We start from the raw sequence: 2,019 nt of genomic DNA on the forward strand, positions 1-2,019 counted from the left end.
GGGAAGCGGCCGACGAGCCCTTTGAGGGCAAGGTTGCCGTAGGAGCCGTAATTTTGAACCGCACCAGGAGTGCAGCTTTTCCCCACAGCCTGGCGGGTGTCATCTTTCAGCCCAATGCTTTTGAATCGGTCAGCAACGGCCAGTACAACCGTCCGGTGAGCCAGGACTCCCTGCGGGCAGCCATGCTGGCCATGAGCGGGTGGGACCCGACAGGGGGGAGCCTTTACTTCTGGAACCCGGCCAAACCTGTAAGCCCGTGGATCTGGACCCGGAACATAATCACGCAAATCGGGCATCACGTTTTCGCACGCTAGAAGAGGGGTGAGTGTTGATGGATAGGAAGAGATTATGGATCCTGTCACTGGCGGCTGGGGTGCTGATTGCAGGTGCCCTGGGGTACTGGGGCTACCAGCAGTATACCGTGCGCCAGCGCCTTGAGACGGCGCTGAGCAACAAGTACTACCGGGCTCTGTATGACCTGACTGATAATGTCCAGAATATGGAGGTCCTGTTGTCCAAAAGTCTGGTAGCAGGTACCCCGGAGGCACAGAGCACAATTTTTATGGAACTCTGGCAGCGGGCTATGGCTGCCCAGGCGAATTTAAACCAGCTCCCGGTTACAGACGCCGTGACCGGACGTACGGCCAAGTTTCTGACCCAGGTGGGCGACTACGCACATTCCCTGCTGCAGCGGACTGCCGGTGGAGAACCCGCAACAGACCAGCAGTGGGAAACCCTGAACCGACTTTACCGGCAGTCTGCCGACTTGAATCTGGCCCTTCACGATATGGAACGGCGTATTGCCGATGGGCGGCTGTACCTGAACGAACTGGTGCGGGAAGGTGGACGCACTCTGAGCAGGCAGGGCCCGCGCCTGGCCAATGCCAACTTCCAGGAAATCGAAAAACACATGGAAACGTTCCCCACCCTGATCTATGACGGCCCTTTTTCCGAGCATCTTGAAAAAGCAACCCCCAGGGGTCTCACAGGAAAGAATATCAGTACCGAGGAGGCCCGCAGGCGGGCACTGGCAATGGTGGAAGGCAGGGGTGGCTATGCGGTGGAACGGGTGGGGGAAGTGAGGGGCAAAATCCCCTCTTATGTCGTTGAATTGCGCCCCCAGAGCGGGAACAAGGGGGGCAAAGTTACCGTAGCTATAACCAGGCAGGGTGGTCACCTGAACTGGATGACCTGCGACCGGCGGGTCGGGAACCCCGCTTTGAGCATTGACAGGGCAAGGCAAAAGGCCCTGGATTACCTGAACTCTCTTGGTTTTAAAAACATGGTGCCGGTTTATTATGAGCACCAGAACGGCCTTGCTATATTTAACTTTGCTGCCACACAGGAGCGGGTAATCCTTTACCCCGACCAGGTGAAGGTTACCGTGGCTATGGATAACGGTCAGATTCTGGGCGTGGAGGCCTCGAACTATTTAATGAATCATACCAGCCGTGAACTGCCCCGCCCCCGCATCAGCGTGGAGGAGGCCCGGCAAAAACTCAATCCGCGGTTGAAGGAGGTCAAGGGAGGGCGGCTGGCTCTCATACCCGAGCCTCCCGACAGGGAAAAATTGACCTACGAGTTTCAGGGACTGCTGGACAAGGACCTGTTCCTGATTTACATAGACGCCCTGGATGGTAGTGAAGCCCGCGTGCTGAGGGTGGTACGCAACCCCGAGGGTGTCCTGACACTGTAACCCCTGCTCCGGTAAAAACCCTGCAGGGGCTGCCGGTGCGTGAAAAGCGGGGTTGCGACGCCGCCCGGAATTACCGCCGGAATAATTACCTGTTGACAGCGGATTCACTACATGCTAGTATTTTACTTAACTTGATATGGCAGTAAGGCCGTGAAGGGGAAGATGGGTGCGTCAACCATGCCAGCGAGCCGGGGAGGGTGCAAGCCCGGCTGGGGAAGTACCCGTGCCGCCCCGGAGCCGGGGACTCAAAGGTGGCTTTCACCGAGTATGTCCTTTCCGGTAGCCCGCCGTTACCGGGCCAGAGAGGGCCGCTTCTTTACAAG

General features: G+C 57.9%; 2 protein-coding genes. Both read left to right on the forward strand.

The features are described 5' to 3' along the window. Positions 1-314, forward strand: a 314-nt coding sequence (locus tag ACPLUI_RS14305) for a cell wall hydrolase (protein ID WP_424660915.1), incomplete at its 5' end; no start/stop codon positions are given. A 17-nt stretch (positions 315-331) separates the two neighbouring features. Further along, positions 332-1,696 carry a germination protein YpeB gene (gene ypeB / locus ACPLUI_RS14310; protein ID WP_424660916.1) on the forward strand — a complete coding sequence of 455 codons (1,365 nt, stop codon included), beginning with the start codon at positions 332-334 and terminating at the stop codon, positions 1,694-1,696. Positions 1,697-2,019: the final 323 nt, after the last annotated feature.

This window comes from Desulfofundulus sp. (assembly GCF_049701015.1).
Taxonomy (GTDB): domain Bacteria; phylum Bacillota; class Desulfotomaculia; order Desulfotomaculales; family Desulfovirgulaceae; genus Desulfofundulus.